We start from the raw sequence: 458 nt of genomic DNA, 5'->3' as shown, positions 1-458 counted from the left end.
ACCCTCTTGAGAAGCCCCAGGGGACCAGGGCAGCCACGCCGGCCCGTGACTTGCCCTTTCCGCCCCTGGAGAGTGTAGACTGTTCGCAAACCACTGAGCCGGAGGAACGGATGACACTGGGACAGGCGACATTCACCGTGCCGGCCATCCGCTGTCCGCGATGCACACAGGCTATCGAAGAAGCCCTTTATACTCTGACTGGCGTGCGGAGTGTGGCCGTGAACGTGTCGCGGCAACAGGTGACGGTGTCGTACGCCCCCCAGATTGTCGCCCCGGAGGTGATCCACCGCCGCCTGGCTGAGGCTGGCTTTCCTCCGCTGGTGGGCGAGGCGCCGGCTCCGCCAGCACCGGCTCCGCGTCCCCAGCCGGCAGTCGCCTCACCACGGCTTGGGTACCTGCTGCTGGCCCTGGGAGTCACGCTGCTGGCCCTAACAGGCTATATCGGGTACGTGCTCTAT

At 65.9% G+C, this 458-nt stretch carries 1 protein-coding gene; it reads left to right on the top strand.

The window, feature by feature from the left end; all coding sequences use genetic code 11:
- Nucleotides 1-110: 110 nt before the first annotated feature.
- The coding region (locus tag C4313_RS11445; RefSeq protein WP_352429977.1) for a heavy-metal-associated domain-containing protein at nt 111-458 on the top strand (348 nt) is incomplete at its 3' end.

The sequence above is a fragment of the Thermoflexus sp. genome (assembly GCF_040289485.1).
Taxonomy (GTDB): Bacteria; Chloroflexota; Anaerolineae; order Thermoflexales; family Thermoflexaceae; genus Thermoflexus.
The sequence above is the reverse complement of the archived record's forward strand: the minus strand, read 5'-3'. Positions and strand labels throughout refer to the sequence as shown.